The organism is Thermocatellispora tengchongensis (assembly GCF_014202315.1).
Lineage (GTDB): Bacteria > Actinomycetota > Actinomycetes > Streptosporangiales > Streptosporangiaceae > Thermocatellispora > Thermocatellispora tengchongensis.
In genome coordinates this window covers 59168-82300 of the sequence record NZ_JACHGN010000013.1, presented here as the reverse complement: position 1 = coordinate 82300, position 23133 = coordinate 59168, and the positions used below count along the sequence as shown (strand labels likewise).

Below are 23133 nucleotides of genomic sequence, written 5' to 3'. Positions count from 1 at the left end.
CCTTCGGGGGGTAGATCAGGGCTGCCGGGGAGGGACGGCGATCCCCTCGGGGACGTCAGCCCTCGAAGCCGCCGCCGGCCACGATGACCTGGCCCGAGACATAGAGCCTGCGAGTCGTCCCATCAGCCGTCCACCTTCTTGTACATGGTCACGACACAGGCTCCGCCCAGGCCGAGGTTGTGCTGCAACGCCACCTGGACGCCCTCCACCTGGCGTCCCCCGGCCTCGCCCCGCAACTGCCAGACGAGCTCGGCACACTGTGCGAGACCTGTCGCGCCCAGCGGGTGGCCCTTCGAGATCAGGCCGCCCGAGGGGTTGGTCACGACCCGGCCGCCGTAGGTGTTGTCGCCGGAGAGGACGAACCTCTCCGCGGTGCCCTCCGGCGTCAGGGCCAGAGCCTCGTAGGTGATGAACTCGTTGGTCGTGAAGCAGTCGTGCAGCTCGACGACCTTGACGTCCTCCGGACCGATGCCGCTCTGCTCATAGACGGCCTTCGACGCCGCGACCGTCATGTCGTAGCCGATCAGCTTCTTCATGTCGCCGTCGAAGGCGTCCGGGAAGTCCGTCGCCACGGCTTGGCCGGCGATGACGACGTCCGAGCGCAGACCGCGCCTGTTCGCGTACTCCTTCGAGACCACGACGGCGGCGGCGGCCCCGCAGGTGGGCGGACAGCACTGGAACCGGGTCAGCGGCCCGTAGATCCGAGGCGAGGCCAGGACCTCCTCGAAGGTCAGCGGGGCCCGGAAGATCGCGTACGGGTTGTTGGCGGCATGCTTTCGGGACTTGACCGTGATGTGCGCGAAGACCGACGGGTCCATGCCGTGGTCCTCTGCGTACTGCGCACCCGCGGCACCGAAGAACACGGCGGAACCCGCGGAGCGGTCGTCGGGAACGCCGCGGGCGGCGGCGACCCTCTCGAAGAAGGCGTCAAGAGTTCCGGGACGGTCCTGGAAGACGGGCTCCAGGGGACCCTTCGGCATCTGCTCGAAGCCGAGCGCGAGGGCGACGTCGGCCACCCCGGTGTCCACAGCCTGCCGCGCCAGGTAGAGCGCCGAGGAGCCCGAGGAGCAGTTGTTGTTCACGTTGAAGACGGGGATGCCCGTCTGACCGAGGTGATACAGCGCCTTCTGGCCAGAAGTCGAATCGCCGATCACATATCCGGCGTACGCCAGTTGGACGTCCTCGTACGCGAGCCCCGCGTCGGCAAGGGCGCGGCGGGCGGCCTCTGCGCCCATCTGGTCGTAGCTGTCGCTTGTGCCCGGCTTGACGAACGGAATCATTCCGACGCCGGCCACCACCACCCTGTCCGACACGGTCTTCTCCTGTCTCCGATCCCGGGCCCACTGATCCCAGGTCTAATTCGGCGCCTAATAACGGTTCACTTATGACGCGACGGTCCGTCACCACCGCCGGGGCGGACAGGCCACTCGCCCGGCTTTCTCCATGGACTCCCCCACGGCGGGGCGGTAGTGCAACCTTGGCGACAAGTGAAGCAAGATTTACTTCATAGGTCAAGCATGACGCCTGGACGAAGGATCGCAGTGATAGGCGCCGCCCATACGGCACGCCGAAGGTGAAGGCGCCGATGAAGGGCGGTGAGCGCCGGTTCACTTCTGTCCGGACAACGGCGGCAAGAGGCCGCGTGCCGAGATGACGGGTGTCGCCACGGTCGCCTCCTGGCGAGCCGGCGACGCTAGGGGGTGTCCGTCGCCGAGCGGTCGAACAGGATGGCGAGGACGAGCGCGGCGACGTTCTCCTGGAACGTCTCGATGCGAGTGAGCCTCGGGTTGCTGTAGAGGTCGGCGACGAGGAACAGCCCGAGCTGGACTCGCAGGCGGGCTCGGCGCGGGCTCATCTCCGGCCTGGCCTGCACCAGCAGGGTCACCCACTCGGCGATGTACTCACGCTGGAACGCCCTGACCGGCTCCTCCAGGTTGTACTGGCCCCTCGGGTCTTCGACGCTCGACGCCCAGTGCCGGGCCATCGCGACGTAGGAGCGAGTGAGCTTGCTTATCGCCTCGGCCGGATCGGTCGAGGTCGCCAGGGCATGGTCGAGGCCCAGCCAGAGGGCATGGGTGCCTCGGTCCAGAACGGCTCGGAGCAGATCCGCCTTGCTCTCGAAGTAGCTGTAGAGGTTCGGCCCGGTGACATCGACGGCGGCGCCGAGACTCGCCATCGAGGTGTCCTGGAACCCGCGCTCGCTGAACTGCTCGAAGGCCGCCAGCAGAAGACGCTCCCGCATCGAGTTCGGCAGCAGTCGTCGCGGCCTGCGGTCCACCACCGCACCCGTCGGCACAAGCTCGGCCGAGGTCAACGCCCGCAGTCCCGCGCGGACCGCGGGGACGCGCTCGGCCACCGGCGAGTGCAGCGCCTGGCGGCCTATGCACGAGATCATGGACTGCACGGACCAGACCAGCAGCTCCATCTGTCCCGGGTCGAGATCGGGCCGCCGGCCGCGCAGCGCCGGGGTCAGGCTCTCGTTCCACGTCCGCATCCGCCGCCTCAGGTCGCTCCGCTTCTCCTCGGGGAGATACCGGGTCTCGTGTGTCCACAGGTCGGAGAGGTAGGGACGGTCGATCACCAGCGCGATCACCTCCTCCACCGCGCTGTCGTAGTCGACGTGGCCGATCGGAACGTCGAGCCAGGAGAAGCTGTCCTCGATCACCCGCTCCAGCAGGACGGCCTTGTTCTCGAAGTGCCGGTACAGAGCGCCTGCGGTGATTCCCACCTGCTCGGCGATCAAGGCCATCGATACGTTGGGGTAACCCTTCTGGACGAAGAGGTCTCTGGCAGCGGTGAGGATCTGCCGCTTGCGGTCACGCGGACGTCGACGTGGACCGGAGGAGACTGAGGCGGCTGTTGACGTCACGGGATCACTCTAGTCGTCGCCTCCGGGAGACTCCCGCGCCTCGCGTCTCCATGGCGCGCGCTGACGTTCCGCTGCTCCGGCGGCGCCGCCCCTGACCGGCGCCGCGAGCGCGGCCCCGGCCGGGCGGGCACGGCGGCATCGCACTCTGGCGACGTTCACGTGTCAACGGCGGCGCCGAACCGGGGCCGGCGCTTGCCGACGAATGCGGCCGTCCCCTCCGACGCCTCCGCGCTCTGCGCCTGCGTTCGCAGGGCCAGCGCCTCGCGCCGAAGGGCGGCCTCGATGTCCGCCTCGGCCGCCTGACGGATCAGCGCCTTGGTGGCGGCCTGTGCGCGCGCCGGTCCGGCGAGCAGCGTCCGCACCAGTTCCTCGGTGACGGCGGCCAGCTCGGCGTCGGCCGCCACCTTGGCGACCAGGCCGAGCTCGGCGGCCTCATCGGCCGTCACCCGCTCGTTGAGGAGCGCGAGTCGCAGCACTCGGTGCAGCCCGAGCGTGTTCACGAGCAGGCTGGTGCCTCCGTCCACGCTCAGTCCGACCTTCGAGTAGCCGAGCGTGAAGGACGCCGACCGCGCCGCCACCACGAGATCGGCCGCGGCGACCAGCGGAAAGCCGGCTCCCGCCGCCACTCCCTGCACGCTGCACACGACGATGGCGTCGGAGCGCTGGATCTCACTGACCACCCGGTGCAGTGCGTCGGCGATGTCGTCGAGATCGTCCGGAAGGCGCTCCGACGCGGCCAGCACGGTCAGGTCGCCCCCTACGCAGAAGAACCGTCCGGCCGCCGAAAGGAGGATCACGCGGGCCCGGTCGTTCTTCGCCCGCCGCAACGCCCGCAGCATGGCCGCGTTCCAGGCTCCGTTGATCGGATTGCCCTGGTCGCCCCGCAGCATGACGATCCGGGCGAGTCCATCCTCGAAGCGATAACTCACCAGGTTCTCGGTCAAGGTCCCCCCTCCGCGTTGATCCGGTGACGTCGGCTCACGGGTGCCGGGAGAGGTCCCGGATGACGTCCAACCCCGACATCACGACGAGCCGGCCGTCACGTGCGAGGTTGGCGGCGTGGCCCAGGTTGTGCAGGCTCAGGGCGGACTCCAGCGCGACCGTCTGGCCCTGGGCGTCGAGCGACCGGTTGATGCTCTCCTTCGCCAGGCGCAGCCCGAACGTCGGGCGGGCGGCGATCTTCACCGCATCACAATAAGTGAATATGGATTCATTCATGGCGAGCCGCCGAACTCCTCGGCCAGCTCGTCCTCGCTCCAGGCGCGGTCCCGGTCGCGCGACTCGATCTCGCGCCAGGTCCGCTCGACCCCGGCGTGACCTCCGCGGGCGGCGCGTCGTCGGGCGTGCCGTCCGCCGCGCCACCGCTGTCAGTGACGACGCCGTTCGCGGCCGGCGTCGCGGATCGGAGAGCGTACTCGCGGCCCAGCCCTCTGCCGGCGCCCGCGATGACGGCCGTCCGGCCTTCGAGCGTTGCCATCCAGCCACTCCTCCGCCTTGCGGACCCGGCCGGGCCCGTGCGAGCGCCAATGTACGGACACCGGAGGGCTAAGTCAATCGCCATTAAGTGAGACGACACCGGCCGTCGATCCGTCGCGACGGCGCCTCGCATCAGATGGGCCGCCGGCGCCGCACTCCCCCGGACCCGGCTCCGGCGCCCGCGCACTCTCCGTCCGCCGCCGAGTGAAGTAAATGCCAAGCAAGCAGATCAGGCGTGCGATCGGTGCGGCCTTGCGTCAGTGGAGCCGCTCTCACGCCTACATATCCGGCATTCGCTGTGATGCTTGACATAGAAGGGTAAATCTGGATTCACTCTCCGTACGCCACGCCACGCCGCTCCGCGAAGGGCGCAGAACCCTGGAGGCAACCACCATGAATGTCCGATGGACCAAGTGGACGTCGCTGGCCGCCGCGGGCGCGCTCGGCTTCGCCGCCCTGACCGCCTGCGGAGCCGGGCGCGAGGCGGCCGGCGAGCAGGGCGGGTGCTCCCCCGGCATCACCGACACCGAGATCAAGATCGGGCAGAGCTCTCTGCAGTCCGGCCCCGGAGCGATCTACAAGTCGCTCGTCGACGCGTCGCATGCGGTCTTCGACGAGGTGAACGCGGCCGGCGGGGTGAAGATGGGCGACGGCAAGACCAGGAAGATCGAATACATCAGTCTTGACGACGGCTACGACCCCGCGCGCAGCGTGGTCAACGTCAGGCGTCTCGTCGAGCAGGACCGGGTGGCGGCCTTCTACTCCAACACGGGCACCTCGTCGATACAGGCCTACCTCGACTACACGACGAAGGCCGGAATCCCGCTGCTCCTGTCGGCGGGCAGTCCCTCCAATGACATGGTGGCGAAGTACCGCAGCGGCGAAGGCATGTTCGCGCTGAGCACCAACCCCACGGCCGCGTTCGAGAACAAGGTCATGGTCGAGGGCATCAGGGCGGGCGACCCCGCCGCGAAGATCGCCATCCTCTACTCCAACGAGGACACCGGCAAGGGGCAGTTGGAGAACGTCAGGAAGCTGGTCGAGGGCACCGGCCTCAGGATCGTCGGAGTGGAGTCCTACGAGACCACCGCGCCCACCATCGACTCCCAGGTCACCTCGTTGCGCGCGACGAACGCCGACGTGTTCCTGCACCTCGGCTCCGGAAGCTTGGTCACCATGGCGCTGAAGAAGATCAACGAGCTGGGCTGGCGGCCCGAGAAGTGGATCACCTCGGCCAACGTGGTGGTGCAGCTCATCGAGGCGGCGGGCGCGGGCGCGGGCGACGACCTCCACTCCATCTCCTGGCTCAAGAGCGGCAACATCGTCGGCGCCGACGCCGACCCGGCCATCCGGAAGTACGCCGCGTGGGCCAAGGAGCGCGGGGCCGATCCGAACGACAGCCTGTACTTCGCAGGCACCCTGACCGCGAACTTCCTGATCCAGGTTCTGCGGGCGACGAACGGCTGTACCAGCAAGGCGATCTACGACACGGCGCGCACGATGAAGCTCACCACCGACTTCGCGCTTCCGGGGATCACCATCGGAGCCAGTGAGACCGATCCGTCGTACGTGCGTCAGGCGGTCACGGTGACCTATGACGCGAGCCAGAAAGGTTGGGTCCCGGGTGACCGCGTCTACTCCATTGACAAGTGAGTCCGGTTCGATGCCCCGAGCCGGGCATCCCGCGGCCGGCACGCTCAAGGTCCGCGACGTCCGTCTTCGGTTCGGTGGCGTGGTCGCGCTGGACGGGCCCTCGTTCGAAGTCGCGCCTGGCGAAGTCTGCGGGCTGATCGGCCCGAACGGCGCCGGCAAGACCGCGCTGTTCAACTGCGTCAGCGGGCTCTACCGGCCCGACTCGGGCCGGATCGCCCTCGACGGGGTGGATCTTCTGTCGCTCCGTGCGGACCAGGTCGCCGGGGCCGGCGTGGCGAGGACGTTCCAGAACCTCGGGCTCTTCCCGGCGCAGAGCGTCCTGGAGAACGTGCTGGGCGGCGCCTACCACCGCACCCGGGCCGGATTCCTCGCGACCGGCCTCGGCCTCCCGCTGATGTGGCGGGAGGAGCGACGCGAACGCGAGCGGGCGCGCGGCGTGCTCGACTCGCTCGGCCTGGCCCACCTTGAGCGGCATCCGGCGTCGGGCCTCCCGCTGGGCACCTTGAAGCGCGTCGAGCTGGCACGCGCCCTCATGCTCCGGCCGCGCCTGCTCATGCTCGACGAGCCGGCGAACGGGCTCATCATCGAGGAGGTGCACGAGCTCGCGGAGGTCGTGCGCGGGCTCAGAACCGGCTACGGCTTCAGCGTCCTGCTGATCGAGCACCACATGGGCATGGTGATGTCCATCTGCGACCACCTGGTCGTGCTCAATCACGGGCAGAAGATCGCGGACGGTCCGCCCGACGAGGTGCGCAACGACCCGGCCGTCGTCGAAGCGTACCTGGGAGGGTCGGTGTGAGCCTGCTGACCGTCGAGAACCTCTGTGCCGGCTACGGCGGCCTCCGGGTCCTCTTCGACGTCTCGTTCGGCGTCGAGGAGGGGAACATCACGGTGATCCTCGGCGCCAACGGCGCCGGGAAGTCCACCCTGCTCCGCGCGCTCTCCGGGATGATCCCCGCGACGGGGACGGCCACCCTGGAAGGGCGGCGGGTCGTAGGGAGGGGGCGGCACAGGTCCGCCGCCCGGCTGGGCATCGGCCACGTCCCCGAAGGACGGGGCACCTTCGGCAGCCTGACCGTTGAGGAGAACCTCCGCGCCGGCGGCTACCACCGGCCACGCTCGGAGGTCGAGTCCTCGCTCGAAGGGTGGTACGAGTTCTTCCCCCGGCTCGGCGAGCGCCGCAGACAACTGGCGTCCGGTCTCAGCGGCGGCGAGCAGCAGATGCTCGCCATCGCACGGGCGCTCATGGGAAAACCCCGGCTTCTCCTGCTGGACGAGCCCTCCCTCGGCCTGTCCCCGAAGCTGACCGGCACGCTCTTCACCAGCCTGCGCGCGATCAAGGAGCGCCTTGACATGACGATCCTGCTCGTCGAACAGAACGCCCATCTCAGCCTCGAAATCGCCGACGACGCGCTGGTGATGTCCGCAGGACGGCTGGGCCCCAAGCAGTCCGCGGCCGAGTTGCGCCAAGACCAGCAGATCCAGCGCGCCTACCTCGGCGCATAGGAGTCAAGACGTGACCGTGCTCCTGCAACAGATACTCGACGGGCTGACGGCCGGTGTCCTGTACGCCGCCATCGCGCTCAGCCTCGTCCTGGTCTACCGGACCTCGAAGCTGGTGAACTTCGCCCAGGGCGAGCTGGCGACGTTCGGGGCGTTCCTGACGTGGCAGTTCCACGACTGGGGCCTGCCACTGTCGGTGGCGTTACCGGCCTCCGTCGCCGTTTCCTTCGTGGCGGGCGCGCTGATGGAGCGCACCCTGATCAGGCCGCTGCTCGAATCGTCCAACCACTTGGGCCTGTTCATCGTGTGCCTCGGCGTGCTGGTCACCCTCCTCCAGGTGGAGGCGTGGATCTGGGGCTATCAGGTCAAGGAGATGCCGAACGTCGCCGAGGGCCCTCCGATCGCGCTCGGGCCCACCATGATCAGCCGCCAGAATGTGGTCATCATCGCGGCCTGCGTGCTCATCGCGGTCGCGCTGTGGTTCCTCTTCCAGCGCACCAGGTTCGGGCTCGCGATGCGGGCGGCATCGGACAACACTCCGTCCGCCAACCTGCTCGGCCTCCCGGTCACCGCGACGCTCACGTTCAGCTGGGGGATCGCGGCCGTGATCGGCACGCTGATGGCGTCGCTCGTCGCGCCGAACCAGTTCCTCCAGCCGGGCATGCTGTTGCCCGTCCTGCTGTACTCGGTCGCCGCCGCCACCCTGGGCGGCCTCGACAGCCCGGTCGGCGCGATCGTCGGCGGCCTCGTCGTCGGGGTCGTCGAGAACCTCGCCGGCACCTACGTCCCGGGCATCGGCCAGGACTTCAAGCAGGCCGTCGCCTTCGCGATCATCATGATCGTGCTCCTGGCCCGCCCGCAGGGACTCTTCGGCTCGCGAACGGTGGTGCGCGTGTGAACAGGATCCTCCGGGCCGTGCACAAGCCGCGCCCGTCGCTGGAGCTCCCGGCGTGGCTGAGCCTGACCACCGGCGTCATCGTGCTGGGCTGCCTTCTCTACGCGCCCCTGATCTCGGCGCCCTACGCCAACACCCAGCGCGCGCTGGTCTGCGTCTACGCGGTCGTCGGCCTCGGCCTCCACCTCCTCACCGGCATGACCGGGCAGATCTCCCTCGGTCACGGGTTCTTCTTCGCCCTGGGCGCCTACGTCTCGGCGGTCCTGGCCGGCACCGCGGGCTGGCCCTACCTCCTCGCCATCCCGGTGGCCGCCGCCGTCGGCTGGGGTGTCGGCTTCGTGTTCGGTCTGCCCGCACTTCGCCTCTCGCCGCTCTCCCTCTCGGTGGTGACCCTGGCACTGGCGCTGATCACGCCCTCGCTGATCAAGCGATTCGACGACGTCACGCACGGCGCGCGGGGCATCGCGCTCGACATCGCGGCCCCACCCGCCTGGACGGGCCTGGATCGGGACCAATGGGTGTTCTACATCTGCCTGGCGGTGACGACACTGACCGGTGTCATGTGCCGGCTGCTCAGCCGGGGGCGCACCGGGCGAGCCATGCGGGGCCTGCGCGACAACGAGGCCGTCGCCACGACGATGGGCATCCGGCCCTCGACGACGAAGTCCTTCGTCTTCGCGACCAGCACGGCACTGGCGGCCGTGGCAGGTGTCCTCTACACCTACGTGACCCAGTTCGTCGCAGCGGACGCGTTCCACCTCACCCTCGCCATCGCCTTCCTGACGATGGTCGTCGTCGGCGGCCTGGGCTCCCTGCCCGGCGTGATCCTGGGCGCGATCTTCGTCGTCTACATGCCGTCCTGGACCGCCGAGATCAACGAATCCGCGTCCGGGCTGATGTACGGCGTCGCGCTGGTGGCCTTCATGTTCCTGATGCCGTACGGCGTCGCCGGACTGCTACGGGCCGTCGGCGGACCGCTGCTCCAGCGTCGCGAACAGAGAGCCGGGCAGCAGGAGTGACCGCTGCCGTCCGGCCGCGCACATGCCCACGTTGACGAAAGGTACGCGCATGACGCTCAGGGATGAATACGGCACGGAGGTCCGCATCGCCGGATGGGCGCACACGCGCTTCGGAAAGCGCGAGCCGACCCTCGAAGGGCTCATCGTCGAGGCGGCGAACGCGGCGGTACGCCACGCGGGCATCGAGGCCGGTGACGTGGACGAGATCGTGCTGGGCAACTTCAACGCCGGCATGAACGCGCTCGCGTTCCCCAGCTCCCTCGTGCTCCAGGCCGACGACGCGTTCCACGGCCTGCCCGCGACCCGCGTCGAGAACGCCTGCGCGTCGGGCTCCGCGGCAGTCCACACCGGCATTCGCTCGCTCCTCGCCGGCACGGCGCGGACGGTCCTCGTCGTCGGCGCCGAGAAGATGACCGAGCGGGACTCGGCAACCGTCGGTTCCGCGCTGCTCAGCGCCGACTACGAGCTCGCCGGCACGACCTCGACCAGTGGATTCGCCCGGTTGTTCGCCGACGTCGCGGATCACTACGCCGATCGCTACCAGGATCCGTCGTACACGCTGGCCGAGATCGCGGCCAAGAGCCATCGGCAAGGAGCGCTCAACCCGTACGCTCACCTCCGCAAGGAGCTCTCGGTGGAGTTCTGCGCCGAGGTGTCGGAGAAGAACCCCGTGGTGGCCGGCCGTCTGCGGCGAACGGATTGTTCGCCCGTGTCCGACGGCGCCGCCGCCATCGTGCTCACCGTGCCCGAGCGCCGGTCCCGCGACGCCCGCACCCGCGGCGTCCGATTCGACGGGGTCGGGCACTGCAACGACTTCCTGCCCGGACCGCGACGCGATCCGCTGGCCTTCGCCGGAACCGTCGGCGCCTGGCGTGCCGCACTGAAGATGGCCGGGGTCCAGCTCGGCGATCTGTCCTTCATCGAACTGCACGACTGCTTCACGATCGCCGAACTGGTCCTCTATGAGGCCCTGGGGCTGACTGCTCCCGGCGAAGGACACCGCGCGATCGCGGACGGCACCGTGCTGCCCGGGGGTGCGCTGCCGGTCAACGTCTCCGGTGGACTGAAGTCCAAGGGACACCCCGTGGGGGCCACCGGCGTTTCCCAGCACGTGATGGCGGCGATGCAACTGACCGGCACCGCGGGAGAGCTGCAACTGCCTTCGGCGGGCAAGGCGGCGGTCCACAACATGGGTGGCCTCGCGATCGCGAACTACGTGAGCGTCCTGAGCGCGCTCTGAACGGGAGCCGCGCCGGTCACCCGGCCCCATGGCGGCCGGGACGGCCCCGGGTCAGGGGCCACCGGCCACCTCCAGCACGTGGCCGCTCACGTAGTCGGAGTCGGGCGAGCACAGGAAGTAGATGGCGGCCGCCGCCTCGTCGGGCGTACCGGGCCGGCCGAGGGCCGCCGCCTTGGTCAGCGCCTCGAACTGACCGGGCGCCCAGGGCTTCACCGTCATGGCCGACGCCTCGCCCGAGTCGTCGGGCACGCCCGCGGTGAGCCTCGTACGGATCACGCCGAACGCGACCGCGTTCACGTTGACGGCGTACCTGCCCCATTCACGGGCGGCGGCGAGGGTCATGCCGATCACGCCGGCCTTCGCCGCCGAGTAGTGGACGGACCCGGCGACGCCGTCCACGCCGGCCATCGAGGAGACGTTGACGATCTTCCGCTGGCGGGGGTCGCCGCCGGGCCCTCCGTCTCGGAACTGGCGGACGAACTGGGCGCCGACGGCCCGCAGGAGCAGGTAGCCGGCGTCCAGGTTGATGGCGATCATCCGCTGCCAGCGCGCGAGGTCGATGTCGCGGATCGGCGCGACCTCGACCCAGCCCGCGTTGTTGACCAGGATGTCGATCCGGCCGAAGGTCGCCGCCGCCGCATCGACCAGCCGCCGCGACATCCCGGGGTCGGTCAGGTCGCCCGGCACCGCGAGGGCCTGCCGGCCGGCGCCGCCGATGATCTCAGCCGTTTCGCGGCACACCTGCTCGTCGATGTCGTTGACGATCACCGGTGCGCCCTCGCGGGCGAGACGGATCGCCGTAGCGCGGCCGACACCCCTGCCCGCTCCGGTGACGATGGCGACCTGCTGGTCGAGTGCCCCCACTGACGGCTCCTCACGCTTCCGGGCCGGCGGCGTGTCCGAGCCCGAACCGAGGCTCCCTGCCCTCCAGGAAGGCGCGCACGCCCTCCTCGAAGTCCCCGCCGCGCATGCATTCCATCTGGGCCGCTTCCTCCATGGCCATCACCGTCGCGAGATCGGTGACCTCGATCGCGCGGCCGAGCGTCTGTTTGGTCTTGCGCAGGGCCAGGGGCGCCACCCGGAGCATCTCTCCGGCCAGGTCGGTGGCGGTCTGCTCAAGCTCATCGGCTCCGCACACCGCGGAGACCAGCCCGGTCTGCAAGGCCCGTTCGGCGTTGATGAAGCGGCCGGTGTACATCAGCTCGCCGGCCACCGACAGTCCGACGATCCGCGGCAGAAAGTAGGACACGCCCATCTCACAGCCGGACACCCCGAGCCGGACGAAGGCGACGTTCATCGCGGCGTCCGGACCGGCGATCCGGATGTCGGCGGCCAGCGCGAAGGCGAAGCCTCCACCGCACGCCGGTCCGTCCACCAGGGCGATGATCGGCTGAGGGCAGGCGCGCATCGCGGTGATCACGTCGGGCAGGCCGACGTCGCCGCCGGTCATCTGGCCGGCGAAGCGGATGTCCAGGCCGGCGCAGAAGCCACGCCCCCGGCCGCGCAGGACGACCACCCTCACCGAGGGGTCGCGGGCCAGGCCGTCGAAGGTGTCGTACAGCTCCCGGACCATGCGCGGTGTGATCGCGTTGAGGCGCTCGGGCCGATCGAGGGTCACCCACAGGACCTCGCCACGCGGGTCGAGCTCGATGTCGGTCGTCGCCCGGCCCGCGACCGGCCGGGTTCCGCTCAGCTCCGCGGCCATGTCAGGCGTTCCCCTCGGCGGGCCGGTACTTCTCCTTCAGACGTCGCTTGAAGAGCTTGCCGGTGTCCTCGCGCGGCAGCCGCTCCTCGAACACCACGACCTTGGGCACCTTGTACCTGGCCAGGCTCCGCTGGACATGGCCGCGGACATCGTCCGCGGTGACCTTGGCGCCGGGTACGAGTTCGACGTGCGCGGCGAGGGACTCCCCCATCTCCGGGTCCGGGATCCCGAACACGGCGGCGTCCTTGACCCCCTCCAGTCTGAGCAGGCATGCCTCGATCTCGGCCGGGTAGATGTTCACACCCCCCGAGATCACCATGTCGTTGAGCCGGTCGCTGAGGTACAGGTAGCCGTCCTCGTCCACCCGTCCGACATCGCCGACGGTGATGAAACCGTCACCGCCGTCGATCTCGCGCCGTTTGGCGTCGTCGTTGAGGTAGGTGAAGTCGGGCCAGTAATCGGCGGGGCGCCCGTAGATCACCCCGGTCTCGCCGACAGGCAGCTCCTGCCTGTCCGGCCCGAGGATGCGGATGGCCGCACCACCGGCAGGCTTCCCCACGGTGCCGGGGTGGGCGAGCCACTCCTCGGTGGTGCACTGGACCCAGGCTCCGCCCTCGGAGCCGCCGTAGTACTCCTTGACGATCGGGCCGAACCAGTCGATCATCGCCCGCTTGACGTCCGGCGGGCATGGCGCGGCGGCGTGGACGACCGACTTGAGCGAGGAGACGTCGTACTTGTCGCGGACCTCCTTGGGGAGCCGAAGCATGCGCACGAACATCGTCGGCACCATCTGCACCGAATCCACGTGGTACCGATCGACCAGACGCAAGAACTCCTCGGCGTCGAACCTCGGCATGATGATGATGTTCATGCCGAGGGCGGCGGCGGAGATCATGTTGATGTTCGGGGCCGAGTGGTACAGCGGCGCGGGCAGCACGGTGGTGTAGCCCGGCTGGAGGCCGAACAGGTCGCTCAGCGAGCGCATCATGCCGGGCACCGCCTCGGGCCGGACGGGGTCACGCAGGATTCCCTTGGCGAGGCCGGTGGTCCCCGAGGTGTAGATCACCGCGAGTGGAGGGGCCTGGTCCGTCGCGACGGCCGGCTCGGTCTGGTCGATCAGGTCGTCCATGACCGGATGCCTCCCCGTCAGCGGAACGTCGCCGAGCCCGTAGACCTCGCGGATCTCCGCAGGGACCCCGGCCTCGACGATCCGCATGCCTGGGGGCATGTGGGCCTCGACCGCCGGGATGAGATCGCTGTGCACGACCGCGACCTTCGAGCCGGAGTCGGTGAGCAGGTGCTCAAGATCCGTGCCGGTCCAGTGCCAGTTCACCGGGACGGGCACCGCCCCGATCGCCGCCGCGCCGAGATTGGCCTCAAGGTAGGAGATCTCGTTGCGCATGACGATCGCGTAGCGGTCGCCGTGGCCGATGCCGAGGTCCTGCAGAGCGCCGGCGAACCGCGCGGCGCGGGCCCTGGCCTCGGAGAGCGGCCTGTGACGATTCCCGGAGCGAACGAATGGTTCATTCATCGCTGCAGCCCTTTCGCCGGCTGAGGGGTGGACGAAGTCGTGGTGATCGCCCCACGGACCTCGTGGAAGAAGAACGCGGAGCTTCGGCGCCGAGCCGCTCCACGTTGTCGCGGATGCCGGCTCGGCGCGCTCCACGAGGATCAGGCCACGGCCCGGGTGCGGACGACCCCGCGCGGCCCCGGCGCCATACGTCGCGATCGACGAACCTCTGCCCCTTCCGCAACGCGCGACGGGCGGTCACTCGCGCGGAGACGAGTTCCCGCGAAGGCGTACCACCCTAGATCACGACCATCATCGAATGAATACGCATATACATATTGCCCCATCGGCTAGCTGAAGACGGTCGAACAGGTGCTGATACCTGCTGCTCGAAGACGTTGACGGGGCGCGAGTCATGCCACACATGCTTATTCATCATTCACTTCATGTCAAGGGTGCCGCGGTCGTGCGCCACTCTGCGAGCCGCCGCCTCCCCGCAGCGCCGGCCCGGCGAGGCGGCAGGACCCGGAAGATCGAGGCAGATGATCGTCTTGGAGGTCCCGGGATGGAGCACCGAGAACGGCGCGACGATAACGACCAGGGCGAGCGCGATACCGTAACGGCTCGCGACCGCGGCCAGGCGCGAGCCCAGGCCGCGAGGAGCTGTGCGCTCGTCCAGCCCGTCCTCACCGCCCCCGCCCGGCAGCAGAAGCCGACCGACGACGACAAGCGGGGCCTCTACGGCACCATCGACATCGACACGGGCCGCCGGTCCGCCGTCGTCCTGTTCGCTCGATCACAGCGACCGCACGGGCCGGTTCGTGGTCGTGATCAGGTGGCCGGGAAAAGAGTGGACGAGGTGGCGCTCGGGCTTGTAGCTTGCGGTTGACCGTGACACCGCCCGAGGAGGTGAGACCCATGAACGCTGTATCGAAGTGGGTGCTCCCCCTTCCCGTCACGGCCGGGCGATCGAGGTAGGTGTCGCCGGGAGCGCCTCACCCCCAAGGCACTCCCGAAAGGCAACACCTATGCACTCTCAGCAGGTCACCGCCGAGCCGCCGTCGAACGACAGGATCGAGCGCGACTCCGGCGCGGGCGACGTCCCCGGAGCTCTCCGGGCGCCGGCCTCCGGCGCCGATCGCGCGCCCCTCGTCTACGATGTGATCATTGCCGGGTGCGGGCCGACCGGTGCGACGCTGGCCGCCGAACTGCGGCTGCACGATGTGCGGGTACTCGTTCTGGAGAAGGAGACCGAGCCCGCGTCGTTCGTCCGCATAGTCGGTCTGCATATCCGCAGTCTCGAACTGATGGCGATGCGCGGACTGCTGGATCGCCTCCTCCAGCGTGGAAGACGGCGTCCGGCCGCCGGCTTCTTCGCCGCCATCCCCAAACCCGCGCCCAAGGGCCTGGATTCGGCGTACGCCTATCTGCTGGGCATCCCGCAGCCGGTCATCGAGCATCTGCTCGAAGAGCATGCGATCGGACTGGGTGCGCAGGTCCGGCGCGGTTGCGCGGTCACCGGTTTCGAGCAGGACGACGAGGGTGTGACCGTCGAGCTGGCCGACGGGGAGCGACTGCGTTCGCGCTACCTCGTCGGCTGTGACGGCGGGCGGAGTACGGTGCGCAAACGGCTCGGTGTCGGCTTCCCCGGCGAGCCCTCGCGGACCGAGACGCTGATGGGCGAGATGGAAGTGGGCGTGCCGCCGGAGGAGATCGCCGCCAAGGTGACCGAGATCCGCGAGCCCCATCAGCGGTTCCAGCTCCGGCCCTTCGGCGAAGGAATCTACGGCGTCGTGGTCCCCGCCGCGGGAGTCGGCGACCGCGCGGAACCGCCCACCCTGGAGGATTTCCGACAACAGTTGCGCGCCATCGCCGGAACCGATTTCGGCGTGCACTCCCCGCGCTGGATGTCCCGCTTCGGGGATGCCACCCGGCTGGCCGAACGTTATCGGGCCGGGCGGGTGCTACTGGCCGGCGATGCGGCGCACATCCATCCACCCATCGGCGGACAGGGCCTCAACCTGGGCGTTCAGGACGCGTTCAACCTCGGCTGGAAACTGGCCGCACAGGTCCGCGGCTGGGCCCCGGAGACACTGCTGGACACCTACCAGGCCGAACGCCGTCCGGTCGCCGAGGACGTACTGGACAACACCCGCGCCCAGATGGAACTGCTGTCCCCCGAACCGGGCCCGCAGGCCGTGCGCAGGCTGCTCACCGAACTGATGGACTTCGAGGAGGTGAACCGCCATCTGATCGAGAAGATCACCGCGATCGGCGTCCGCTACGACTTCGGCGAAGGCCCCGGCCTGCTCGGCCGCCGCCTGCCGGACATCGACGTGAAAGCGGGCCGCCTCTACGATCTGCTGCGTCGCGGCCGCGGCCTGCTGCTGGACCGCACCGAACGCCTGACCGTCCGCGGCTGGTCGGACCGGGTCGATCACCTCGCGGATCCCACTGCGGACCTGGATGTCCCGTGCGTCCTGCTACGCCCCGACGGCCACGTCGCCTGGATCGGCGACGATCAGCAGGACCTGGACGACCACCTCTCCCGCTGGTTCGGCAAGCCCGCCGGCTGAAGGCCGGCGTCACGCCCGAGCCGGCCGCCCGCTTGCTGTTCGAGCGGGTCTCAGCCATCCATACCTCGGGGGTATAAGTCTCTACCCAGCCGATCCTTCCGCCCGGACGGGTGCCGATGGCTGCATTGGACGCGAGGGGGCGCGCAGCACGCCGGCGCCCCGTTCCCCATGAGAAGGAGAACGCCGATGACCGCGCACAACGCGCGATTCCTCAGTGACGACAGGCAACGCCTCGCATCCGACATCGGCCTGCTGCTGCTCCGCCTCGCGGTCGGCGCGGTCTTCATCGCGCACGGGTGGGGCGACGTGTCACAGCCGGGCGGCGCCGCGGCCAACACCGAGAACTACCGCGCCGCGGGCATCCCGCTGCCCGAGCTGAGCACCCTCTTCGGCGCCTACATGCAGCTCGTCGGAGGCGTCGTGGTCCTGTTCGGCGCGCTCACCCGGCTGATCTGCGCCGGATTCGCCGTGGTGATGGCCGGTGCGCTGATCTTCGTCCACGCCGGCGAGGGCCTGGTGATGGGCCAGGACGGCAGCGGCTCCGGGTTCGCCTTCATCATGCTGGCCGCCTCCCTCGCGCTGCTGGGCACCGGCGCCGGCCGTCTCAGCGTGGACCGGGTGCTGGCCGGACGTCTGCCCATCCGTCCCGGCCGTATCGCCCCTGTCGGACGCCCCAGTGACGCCTAGGCGGGCGGCGCCGCTCGCGGCGGTCCTGCTGCTGGCGGTGGCCGCGTGCACGGGCGGCGACGCCGGCACGGGCAGCGACGCCGGCACGGGCAGCGACGCCGGCACCACCGAACGGCCGGCCGCGACGCGTACCGGCGAGGACCTGCTCGCCCGGTTGCGCGATGGCGGCCTGACGATCGTCATCCGCCACGCCGCCACCGACCACTCCCGGCCGGACGCCCCCACGGTCGATCTGGACGACTGCGGGACGCAGCGCAACCTCTCCGCCGAGGGCCGCGCCGACGCGCAGGCGATCGGGGCCGGGATCCGGCGGCTGGCCGTCCCGATCGGAGAGGTCTGGGCCAGTCCCTACTGCCGCAGCAAGGACACCGCCGAGTTGGCCTTCGGCCGGTTCGAGGTGGTGCCCGGCCTGGAACGCCTGTACCCGGAACGGGACGAGCGGGCCGAGCAGCGCCTCAATCGGCTGATCGAGCGGCAGGCGCCCCGCGCGGGCGAACCGCATCTGGTCATCGCCGGGCACGGGGTGTATCCCGGCGTGCTGGCTCCCCCGGTCACCCTCGGCGAAGGCGAGGCGGCCCTGTACGCCCGCACGGGAGACGAGTTCACGCTGGCCGGCCGGATAAAGCCGGAGGACTGGGCCACGCTCGGCACGGCCGCCGGGAACCAGCGCGTTGCCCGGGTGGCGGACAGCGTGGTCTCGCTGAACGGGCCCGGCGGCGCCGGGTCGGCGTTCCGCGTCGCCGTACCCGGCATCCTGGTGACCAGCGCGCATCTGGTGGCCGGGGCGCGCGAGATCACCGTGGTACGGCCGGACGGCACCCCGCTCACCGCGCGGGTGCTGGGCAGCGACCCGTCCGTCGGCGTCGCCGCGCTACGGGTGAACGACTCCGGCCTGCCGCCGCTGCACTCCGGCTCCGGACTGGCCCAGGCGCGCCCCCAGGACCGGGCGTACGCCGTCGGCGCCTCGGGCGCGCTGATGGCCGGTTCCATCCGGGCCCTGAAGCAGCCGGTGACGGTGGCCGGCGGCGGCCAGGTTGCGGCGATCCGCATCGACACAGACCCGCCCGCGGGCAGCGCGGGCGGGCCGCTGGTCGATGAGAGCGGCTACGTGCTGGGCGTGCTCACCGCGACCACCGGCACGGACGGCGGCTTCGCGATCCCGGTCGACGTCGCGCGCGCCGCGGCGCTGGAGATCGTACGCGAGGGCTGAGTCCACCCGGCCCGCCCGTGGCCGGCCGGCGGCGGTACGGCTACGTACGCTCACGCGATGTTGCTGAACCGCGGGCCGAGCTTGGCCAGGAGGTCGACCCTGCGGTTCACGTTCAGCTTGCGGTAGACCCTGGTCAGGTGCTGCTCGACGGTGCTGACCGTGACGAACAGCTTCTTGGCGATCTGCCGGTTGGTGCTGCCCTGGGCCGCCAGCGCGGCGACCCGCCGCTCGGCTTCGCTCAGGGAGCTGAGGCCCCCCGCGCCGGTCTCGTCGGCGGCCTCGGCCACGACTTCGCCGACGTCGGGGAGCAGGCGTCGGCGCAGCGCGTCGGCCTGGCAGTCCGCGGCCAGGTCACGGGCCCGCCGGATGGTCATCCGGGTGCGCTGGACGTCGCCGAGGGAGCGGTGCGCCTCGCTGAGGTCGGCCAGGGTGTGGGCCAGCTCCAGGCGGTCTCCGCAGCCGCGGAGCATCTCGGCGGCCTCGCGCAGCAGCGACGGCCGCTGCGCGAGCGGGGCGACCGCGGCCAGTACGCGCAGCGCGGCTCCCTTGGCACGGCTCGGTTCCGGGCCCATCCGCGTGAGCTGGATCTCGGCCAGCTCGCGGGCCCGCTCCGGTCGGCCGAGCGCCAGGTGGGCGTGGGCCGCGAGGATGCGCCATGGCACGAGAGCGGGCAGGTCGAGGTTCCAGCGGGCCATCAGGTCCCCGCAGGCGGTGAAGTCGTCCAGGGCGGCCTGCGCCCGGCCGGTGGACAGGTAGTGGCCGGCGCGCGCCCGCAGGTAGTACAGGCCCCAGACGGTCCGGAACATCGCGTCCGGCACCGGCTGGTCGAGGTGCCGCTCGGCCTCGGCCGACTGGCCGCGTGCGGTGTGCGCCAGCACCGCGGTGCCCAGCGGGAGGCCGACCGTGCTCGCCCAGCTCTCGCGGGACATCATGCCCAGCGCGGCCTCGGCGTAGCGATGCGCGTCGGCCAGTTGGCCGGAGCGGAGCGCGATGTCGGCGCGTATCGCCAGCAGTGTCCCCCTCCAGGACCGCGCGTCGGCCACAGCGGCCTGGGCCAGCAGGCGGTCGGTCCACAGGGCCGCGACTTCGAGATGGTCGGCGCAGATGAGGATGGTCAGCGCCGCGGCGGGCAGGGCCGTCCCGCCATCGAGGAGCAGAGCACGCGGCAGGGCCCGCTCCGCCGTGACCGCCGCCGCGTCGTCCGGCCCGTCGGCCATCATGGTCTCCATGGCCTGTGCCAGCGCGTCCCGGGTGTTGATCACACCCTCGGCGCCGCGCCGGGGCTCCCGGGCGTGTTCCGGCTCCTCGCCGAGCAGGCCGGGGTGGGTGAACCGGGCCCACGCGGTGAGGAACCGGATCTCGGCGCTCTGTTCCGCGTCGGTCTCCAGCGCCGCGAGTCCGTCGAGCACTTCGGCCGCCTCCGCGGTACGCCCGAGCCAGAGAAGGCAGTGCGCGATGGTCACGCGCGGGCCCACGCTGAGCAGGCCGGTCCGGGCGGCGGCCGTGAGCTGCCTCAGCCGGTGGCCGGCGGCGGCCGGATCGGTGCGCCACTCCGCTTCGAGCAACGCGACCTTGAGCGCGGCCCGTTCCGCCTCGTCCGCCGCGCCGTCGTGGGCCAGCCGTAGCAGGACGACGGCCATCTCGGTGTCGCCGGTGGTGAGCGACTCCTCGGCGGCGGCGCGGAGCACCGGGCCCGCCCAGCCCGGCGCCTGCCCGGCCGCCAGCAGGTGCCGGGCGACCGGGAGCGGCGCCGCCCCTTCCTCGTAGAGGAGCCGGGCCGCGCGCAGGTGCAGGTCGGTCAGGGCCGCGGGCGGCAAGTGGTCGAGCACCGCCTGGCGGGCTTTCGGGTGCGGGAGCCGGCCGTCGCTCACCAGGCCGGCGCTCTCCAGACCGGACAGCGCCCGGCGGGCGGCCGCGGTCTCGACCTCGGCCAGGCGGGCGATCGTGATCGGGCCCGCCGGCGGGCGCTCGTCGAACAGCGCGGTGGCGGCCAGGACCCGCCGGATCACCGGATCGCAACGCTCCGCGTACCTGCCCACCGCGGAGGCGTAGGCGTGACCGGGCAGGACCTGCCCCTCCGGGTCCAGCGCGGGCTCCCCGGAGTCGCGAAGATCTGTGATCAGCGCCTGGGTCAGCAGCGGGTTGCCCCCCGTTGCCCGCTCGCAGGCGTCCACCAGCAGGTCGGCCGGCCGCTCGCCCAGGGCTTCGGCGAGCAGCTCGCCGATCCCGTGCCGGGACAGCGGCGCCAGCGCGAGGTGGTCGCCGGACGCCTGGTCCATCAGCTCGGCGTACGTCTCGGGATCGGCCGGCTCCGCCGGCTCGCTGCCGCTGACCACCACCAGGACGCGTGCGCTGCGGATGCGCCGGACCAGGTAGAGCAGGCAGTGCAGGGAGGCCGGGTCGGCATGGTGCAGGTCGTCGATCGTCAGGAGCAGCGGTGTCCGCTCGCCGGCGGCCAGCAACGCCGCGGTCGCGTTGTGCCGGATACGCGCCAGCCGTGCCGCGGGGACCGGCGATCCCCGGCCGTGGCGCACCGCGATGCTGTGCGCCTCGCGTACCAGCTCGGCCCGGCCGGCGGGGCCGATCGCGAGCGGCAGGTCGTGACTCAACTGGCCGACCAGGCTCAGCGGCAGCTCCCGTTCGCTGCGGGCGCCGGTGGCCCGCAGGACGTGGAAGCTCCCGGCGGCGTGCTCGGCGAACGCCCGCAGCAGCGAGGTCTTCCCGCTGGCGAACGGGCCGGTGACCGCCAGCAGCCGGCCGTTTCCGGCTTGACACTCCGTGAGCGCGGCCGTGAAGCCGGCAAGCTGCTCCTGCCGCTCGGCGAACACCCGCTTGGCTCCTTCCCCGAGGTCGCACTCGTCATCGACCGGCCGTTGCCCCGCCACTCTCCAGCGCGCCGCGAGCAGGGCGAACCGACGACTTCCAGCGGGCGATGGGGGCAGGGCGCTGGGGCCCAATTTAAGCCGCCCCATTCATGGTGATCTACGGTGATCCGGAAGTATTGGCGCTTGTTCATCTACAGTTCGCGTTTCAGGTCGTTGAACATGCGGCGCGACCTCCCTATAACAGGCGAGCAGCTCTCCGGTTGACACCGAGAACGGCGAATTCCTTGACCATGCAAGCACCGCACGCCAGGACATTCCAGCAGGCTTTACGTCCCGGACGGCGCAGGTGTTTCGGGGAAGCCGATCGATTGTCCCGGTCCAACCTCTATTTCAGGTTCTCCGGTTGTCCTTCCTTCACTCAATGCGACATCGTCGAAGGCGGGAAAACAGCAAAGGACACTCAAATGACAGCAAGCCAAGTGAGCAGGCATGTTTGGGCCGGCGTCGGCGATGACGGCCGGCAGGGCGGCAACCACGCTTTCCTGCCCAACGCGACGGAGAGTCTGCTGGTCAACGTGGCCCGGGACGAGTGGTCGACCCGCCGGTTGGCCGCCGCCCTCACCGCCGTGCTTCCGGGAGCCTCGGTCGGCCGGGTCGTGGTGACCGACGCGGCGTCGTACCGGACATGGGGGCATCGGGGCCTCGCCGAGGACGGGGCGGGACCCGCGTTCCTGGTCTCCGACCTGGTCGCCGCGGAGTTGCGCCGCCGTCCGGCGCCGCCGGCGGAGCTGGCCGGAGCCGAGGCGCTGCTGCCGGCGGCCGGCTTCGGCACCGGCGTCGAACTCCGGGCCGGGGGCACCGTCGTCGAGCTGATGGAGCTGGGGCCGGCCTTCGCCGACGGCAACACGGTGGTCTGGGTGCCGGAGGATCGGACACTGATCACCGGCGACGTGGTCTGCGCGGGCACCCATCCGGCCGCGTGGTCGGGTTCCCTGCCGGCGTGGCACGCCGCGTGCGAGCGGCTGGCCGCGTTGCGGCCCGCGGTGGTCGTTCCCGGGCACGGCCCGGTGACCGGCCACGCCGGGCTGATCGACTTCCGGGACTACCTGGAGCACCTCCTCACCGAGGTGGATGCGCGGTTCGCGCGGGGCATGCCCGTCGAGGAGGCCGCCGTGGACATCCCGCTCGGCGGTTGGTCGGAGTGGGCGCACCCGGAGAACCTGGCGGTCACCGTCGCCACCCGGTACCGCGAGCTGGGCGCCACGATGTCCGAGAGCGAGTCGGAGACCGTGGCCGCGGAGATCGCCGCCGGCCTGCGGCCGCGACCGCGCATCGCCCCGCTCCCGCCCGGGGAGCGCGATGCCCGGACCAGAATGGCGCTCGGCGTCGCCGACGGCGATTCGGCGATCTTCGAGTTCCACCGGGCCAACCTGCCGAACATCCACACGACCCTGGTCCGCCATCCCGATCTGTACGAGCAGACGGTGCCGATCGCCCGCGGTGTCGTCAGCGGCGTCCTGCCGCCGCGCGATCGGGAGCTCACCATCCTGCGCAGCGCGTGGCGGTGCGGCGCGGTCTATCAGTGGAGCCACCACCGGCACGTGGCGCTCGGCGTGGGACTGACCGAGGCCGAGATCGACCTGCTGTCGCACGACATCGACAAGGGCGCGTGGGCGCCGCACGAGGCCGCGGTGCTGAGCCTGGTGGACGAACTGAACGCCACCGCGGCGGTCACCGAGGAGACCTGGGCGGCCCTCGCCGCGCACTTCACGACCCAGCAGCTCATCGAGCTGGTCACGCTCGTCGGCGAGTACCACAAGGTGTCGTTCCAGTTGAACGCCTGGCGAGTGCCGGTGGAGGCGTGGGTGGGGCCGATCCGGCTCCCCAGCGGCTGGCCCGGCCTCCGGCCCTGATCCGGGCTCCGCAGCGGCTCACGGGTGCCGGGGGGATTTCCCGGCACCCGTT

At 70.6% G+C, this 23133-nt stretch carries 19 protein-coding genes; 11 read left to right on the top strand and 8 right to left on the bottom strand.

Translation table 11 applies throughout. The features are described from left to right. Positions 1–122 precede the first annotated feature (122 nt). The 4 genes from HNP84_RS28295 to HNP84_RS28280 form a co-directional block, all read right to left on the bottom strand. Positions 123–1313 (bottom strand): lipid-transfer protein, encoded by a 1191-nt coding sequence (locus HNP84_RS28295; protein ID WP_185052979.1) that lies wholly within the window; start codon positions 1311–1313, stop codon positions 123–125. Positions 1314–1693: 380 nt separating this feature from the next. Continuing rightward, positions 1694–2869 carry a TetR/AcrR family transcriptional regulator gene (locus tag HNP84_RS56230; RefSeq protein WP_185052978.1) on the bottom strand — a complete coding sequence of 392 codons (1176 nt, stop codon included), beginning with the start codon at positions 2867–2869 and terminating at the stop codon, positions 1694–1696. Between the two features lie 155 nt (positions 2870–3024). After that, complete coding sequence (locus HNP84_RS28285; protein ID WP_221336861.1) at positions 3025–3813, bottom strand: enoyl-CoA hydratase/isomerase family protein; 789 nt, start codon at positions 3811–3813, stop codon at positions 3025–3027. 34 nt (positions 3814–3847) lie between these two features. Next, positions 3848–4054, bottom strand: a complete 207-nt coding sequence (locus tag HNP84_RS28280) for a Clp protease/crotonase-like domain-containing protein (RefSeq protein WP_185052977.1) — start codon at positions 4052–4054, stop codon at positions 3848–3850. A 684-nt stretch (positions 4055–4738) separates the two neighbouring features. Between HNP84_RS28280 and HNP84_RS28275 the strand changes: the two genes are divergently transcribed. From HNP84_RS28275 to HNP84_RS28250, 6 genes are read left to right on the top strand one after another with little or no spacing between them, the layout of a single operon-like run. Further along, positions 4739–5998, top strand: a complete 1260-nt coding sequence (locus tag HNP84_RS28275; RefSeq protein ID WP_185052976.1) for an ABC transporter substrate-binding protein — start codon at positions 4739–4741, stop codon at positions 5996–5998. A 10-nt stretch (positions 5999–6008) separates the two neighbouring features. Next, complete coding sequence (locus HNP84_RS28270; protein ID WP_185052975.1) at positions 6009–6797, top strand: ABC transporter ATP-binding protein; 789 nt, start codon at positions 6009–6011, stop codon at positions 6795–6797. Next, a complete protein-coding gene (locus HNP84_RS28265) occupies positions 6794–7504 on the top strand; it encodes an ABC transporter ATP-binding protein (RefSeq protein ID WP_185052974.1) in 711 nt (236 codons plus the stop codon). Before HNP84_RS28270 ends, HNP84_RS28265 begins: the two co-directional genes overlap by 4 nt. A 10-nt stretch (positions 7505–7514) precedes the next feature. Further along, a complete protein-coding gene (locus tag HNP84_RS28260) occupies positions 7515–8399 on the top strand; it encodes a branched-chain amino acid ABC transporter permease (protein WP_221336860.1) in 885 nt (294 codons plus the stop codon). Continuing rightward, positions 8396–9415 (top strand): branched-chain amino acid ABC transporter permease, encoded by a 1020-nt coding sequence (locus HNP84_RS28255; RefSeq protein WP_185052973.1) that lies wholly within the window; start codon positions 8396–8398, stop codon positions 9413–9415. Before HNP84_RS28260 ends, HNP84_RS28255 begins: the two co-directional genes overlap by 4 nt. A gap of 22 nt (positions 9416–9437) precedes the next feature. Beyond that, the gene (locus tag HNP84_RS28250; RefSeq protein ID WP_221336859.1) at positions 9438–10655 is read left to right on the top strand and encodes a thiolase domain-containing protein; all 1218 of its coding nucleotides are present in this window, start codon (positions 9438–9440) and stop codon (positions 10653–10655) included. 51 nt (positions 10656–10706) lie between these two features. Here HNP84_RS28250 and HNP84_RS28245 read toward each other — a convergent pair whose 3' ends face one another. From HNP84_RS28245 to HNP84_RS28235, 3 genes are read right to left on the bottom strand one after another with little or no spacing between them, the layout of a single operon-like run. Further along, positions 10707–11519, bottom strand: coding sequence for an SDR family NAD(P)-dependent oxidoreductase (locus HNP84_RS28245; RefSeq protein ID WP_185052972.1), 813 nt, complete (start codon positions 11517–11519; stop codon positions 10707–10709). A gap of 10 nt (positions 11520–11529) precedes the next feature. Next, positions 11530–12360, bottom strand: a complete 831-nt coding sequence (locus HNP84_RS28240) for an enoyl-CoA hydratase/isomerase family protein (RefSeq protein WP_185052971.1) — start codon at positions 12358–12360, stop codon at positions 11530–11532. Between the two features lies 1 nt (position 12361). Continuing rightward, entirely contained in the window at positions 12362–13891 is a 1530-nt protein-coding gene (locus HNP84_RS28235; RefSeq protein WP_185052970.1) for an AMP-binding protein, read from the bottom strand. A 544-nt stretch (positions 13892–14435) separates the two neighbouring features. Between HNP84_RS28235 and HNP84_RS28230 the strand changes: the two genes are divergently transcribed. From HNP84_RS28230 to HNP84_RS28215, 4 genes are all read left to right on the top strand, one after another. Then, the gene (locus HNP84_RS28230; RefSeq protein WP_185052969.1) at positions 14436–14759 is read left to right on the top strand and encodes a hypothetical protein; all 324 of its coding nucleotides are present in this window, start codon (positions 14436–14438) and stop codon (positions 14757–14759) included. Positions 14760–14898: 139 nt separating this feature from the next. Further along, positions 14899–16446 carry a rifampin monooxygenase gene (rox, locus tag HNP84_RS28225; protein WP_185052968.1) on the top strand — a complete coding sequence of 516 codons (1548 nt, stop codon included), beginning with the start codon at positions 14899–14901 and terminating at the stop codon, positions 16444–16446. Positions 16447–16632: 186 nt separating this feature from the next. Next, positions 16633–17133 (top strand): DoxX family protein, encoded by a 501-nt coding sequence (locus HNP84_RS28220; protein WP_185052967.1) that lies wholly within the window; start codon positions 16633–16635, stop codon positions 17131–17133. Next, positions 17123–18343 carry a trypsin-like peptidase domain-containing protein gene (locus tag HNP84_RS28215; RefSeq protein ID WP_185052966.1) on the top strand — a complete coding sequence of 407 codons (1221 nt, stop codon included), beginning with the start codon at positions 17123–17125 and terminating at the stop codon, positions 18341–18343. The genes HNP84_RS28220 and HNP84_RS28215 overlap by 11 nt, the downstream gene beginning before the upstream one ends. Before the next feature lie 50 nt (positions 18344–18393). On the opposite strand, the gene HNP84_RS28210 is transcribed toward HNP84_RS28215, so the two are convergent. Next, a complete protein-coding gene (locus tag HNP84_RS28210; protein ID WP_221336858.1) occupies positions 18394–21228 on the bottom strand; it encodes a helix-turn-helix transcriptional regulator in 2835 nt (944 codons plus the stop codon). A gap of 419 nt (positions 21229–21647) precedes the next feature. On the opposite strand from HNP84_RS28210, the gene HNP84_RS28205 reads away from it, so the two are divergent. Beyond that, entirely contained in the window at positions 21648–23081 is a 1434-nt protein-coding gene (locus HNP84_RS28205) for a carboxymuconolactone decarboxylase family protein (RefSeq protein ID WP_185052964.1), read from the top strand. Positions 23082–23133: the final 52 nt, after the last annotated feature.